At 39.5% G+C, this 2,458-nt stretch carries 4 protein-coding genes; 2 read left to right on the top strand and 2 right to left on the bottom strand.

Going from position 1 to position 2,458, the window contains the following annotated elements; all coding sequences use genetic code 11:
* Window positions 1–55 precede the first annotated feature (55 nt).
* Together psb28 and IQ224_RS23030 are read right to left on the bottom strand one after the other, a co-directional pair.
* The gene (gene psb28 / locus IQ224_RS23025; protein WP_002741752.1) at window positions 56–415 is read right to left on the bottom strand and encodes a photosystem II reaction center protein Psb28; all 360 of its coding nucleotides are present in this window, start codon (window positions 413–415) and stop codon (window positions 56–58) included.
* 104 nt (window positions 416–519) lie between these two features.
* Window positions 520–633 carry a PetM family cytochrome b6-f complex subunit 7 gene (locus IQ224_RS23030; RefSeq protein WP_002731506.1) on the bottom strand — a complete coding sequence of 38 codons (114 nt, stop codon included), beginning with the start codon at window positions 631–633 and terminating at the stop codon, window positions 520–522.
* Window positions 634–1,076: 443 nt separating this feature from the next.
* On the opposite strand from IQ224_RS23030, the gene IQ224_RS23035 reads away from it, so the two are divergent.
* Both IQ224_RS23035 and IQ224_RS23040 read left to right on the top strand, forming a co-directional pair.
* Entirely contained in the window at window positions 1,077–1,598 is a 522-nt protein-coding gene (locus tag IQ224_RS23035; RefSeq protein ID WP_080612703.1) for a DUF192 domain-containing protein, read from the top strand.
* A 363-nt stretch (window positions 1,599–1,961) separates the two neighbouring features.
* Entirely contained in the window at window positions 1,962–2,156 is a 195-nt protein-coding gene (locus IQ224_RS23040) for a DUF2949 domain-containing protein (RefSeq protein WP_002732568.1), read from the top strand.
* Window positions 2,157–2,458: the final 302 nt, after the last annotated feature.

Below are 2,458 nucleotides of genomic sequence, written 5' to 3' on the forward strand. Positions count from 1 at the left end.
ATTTCCCCACACCCCACACCCTACACCCTACACCCTACACCCTACACCCCACTTCTCACTTATCCTGATACCCCATCCCGTTAGCGGCTGCATAACGATTCATAAAGCGCAGAAAACGCTCCCAGTGTTCATCGGTGATTTCAAAACCACATTCTACCCGTTGAATTTCATCCCCTTCATCTCCTCCAAAAATAAATTTAGTCGAGTTGGGGATAACTGTAATCACTCCTTCCTCATCGGTGAGACGGAGATCACCGTAGGTACGAGTGGTGAAACTTTGGAAACGTTCGATCGCTTTCAGGGTTTTAAAAGTCATCAGGACATTGCGAATCCCGGTATTTTTATTTTTGCGGAGACTAACACCGCTTAATTCTTCTGATAAACCGACAAAAAACTCGATCGTGGGAGTGGTCATAGGTGTGGGTATAAAATTTTAGTTATTGATTTTCTCTTAATTACTTTTGAAGGGAAAAAGTAGTTCATGATTACTAATAAAGTAACCATGAACCGAAAAACAAGCTATTCCGCTTCTCCACCTTGGATTTTGAGGAGGAGAAAACCCCAAGCTAATCCGACGAGGACGAGAACGATCGCCACGATCGGCCCATTAAATAACATACTTTCTGCGGTCATGGTGATTGCTCCTGAGCCTACAATAATCGATCATATGGATAAGTGGTATTTTAACCTACGAAGGCGATCGACTGCTGCCGGACTAGGGCAAAATTGAAGGAGAAAATCGGCCAATAACTCTGAGAACTTTTTTAGTATATATGTTCTAGCAATCCGCTAGGAGGCTCTCTTGGATTTGGTGGGTAAAATGTATTCTAAGATATATTCCTCCTAGCGAGGGGCTAGACTAACCACAAAGACACAAAGAACACAAAGATTGATCGATTCTATGTAAGTTAAACTTATCACACAGAACCTAGAAGAGCCGCCAGGAAAGATGCTCACCCCCAGGCTAGATGTTTTTAATACTATCTTTATATTTTTTGTCGCCACTTTGTGTTACCGTCTTATCTGCTTAATTTTTCACTTATACTAGGAAAATTAAGTATTGATAACTATTGATGATGACTGGTAAAAAATCATTTATGCTCAAGATCAAGTTAATACTATTTTTAGGTTTGTTGCTGCTGAGTTGTCAATCGACTAATCTCAATGGTAATAATAGTTCGATGGCTCAGATTACGACTGAGAATCAAGGGCAAATATTACCGATCACGGCCAAAGCAGATATTAATGGTGAGATAATTGAGTTAGAAGTGGCTCAAACCCCAGAACAACAGGCCAAGGGTTTAATGTATCGCTTGTCTTTGGAGAAGAATCGCGGTATGCTATTTCCCTTTGCACAACCTCTGATGGCCAGGTTTTGGATGAAAAATGTCTCGATTCCTCTAGACATGATTTTTCTAAAAGATGGTATAGTGAAAGCAGTTTTGCTCAATGTCCCTCCTTGTGCTGTGGATCCTTGTCCTGTCTATGGGCCAAACACCATGGTTAATCAAGTGATCGAACTAGCTGGGGGTCGAGCGAAAGAATTAGGAGTGAAAGAAGGAGATAAAATTAAGATTGAGTCTATCTCAAGACCTTAATTTTTGAAAATGGGGTTAACTTTCTTATAAAAAGTGTCCCTTGTCTGGAAATATAAGTATGGCTTTTAGAAGCTATTACGCACTTATACTGTTTAAGATATAACCATATCGATTAAGATTTTTATAGTCTATCAAGTCATAGATTGAATAATCTTGACTCTTGCTATAGATTAAACAGAGACAAAGTTCTGCTAGACCTAACGGGACTATCTTAAGAGAGCCAGCGATTTTTAGGAAAGCACTCTCTATCATCGAGATAGCTTAGATACAGAAAAAACGGTCGCAAGACTAACCGTCCTTGAAACCGATCAGGTGGTGTTTTGTTGAAATTACGAGATATACTATTGAGGAAAAAGTCCCCCTATGTCCACGATTGCCTATTCCCAATTCCGACAATTTCTACAAGAGGAATTGTCCCTTCCCCAAGAATCGATCGCTATGGCCGAGCGATCGATCCAATCTGATAAAATTCATTTACCGATGATTCTCTGGCAGTACGGTTTAGTGACTTTAGAACAATTAGATAAAATTTATGATTTTCTCGAAGAGGTGGTCTAATCTTACTATTGGTAACTATTGACAAGGAGAATAATTGCCATGGCTGCGCATAGTTTCTGGCACAATTTGAAAATTCCCATCTTAAAAACTACCAATCATCACTTGAGAAGTGGGTTTAAATAACCCACTTTTTTAATAGCTATACAATTGAGAATTATCGATTAACTGTTCAGTCCATGAAACCCCATGACCAATTTGCCAAAAATTACCTTGAACAATTACTTTCTCCCCTGGGAATCGTCGAAATCAGCAAAGAAGTCAGCGACGAAACTCGACAGATAGATTTATTTTTTTCCCCCAAT

The organism is Microcystis sp. LEGE 00066 (assembly GCF_015207925.1).
GTDB classification, from domain to species: Bacteria; Cyanobacteriota; Cyanobacteriia; order Cyanobacteriales; family Microcystaceae; genus Microcystis; species Microcystis ichthyoblabe_A.

Coding starts and splice junctions, on each gene's coding strand:
- psb28 (WP_002741752.1), bottom strand. CDS start 415: ATGACCACTCCCACGATCGAGTTTTTTGTCGGTTTATCAGAAGAATTA.
- IQ224_RS23030 (WP_002731506.1), bottom strand. CDS start 633: ATGACCGCAGAAAGTATGTTATTTAATGGGCCGATCGTGGCGATCGTT.
- IQ224_RS23035 (WP_080612703.1), top strand. CDS start 1,077: ATGACTGGTAAAAAATCATTTATGCTCAAGATCAAGTTAATACTATTT.
- IQ224_RS23040 (WP_002732568.1), top strand. CDS start 1,962: ATGTCCACGATTGCCTATTCCCAATTCCGACAATTTCTACAAGAGGAA.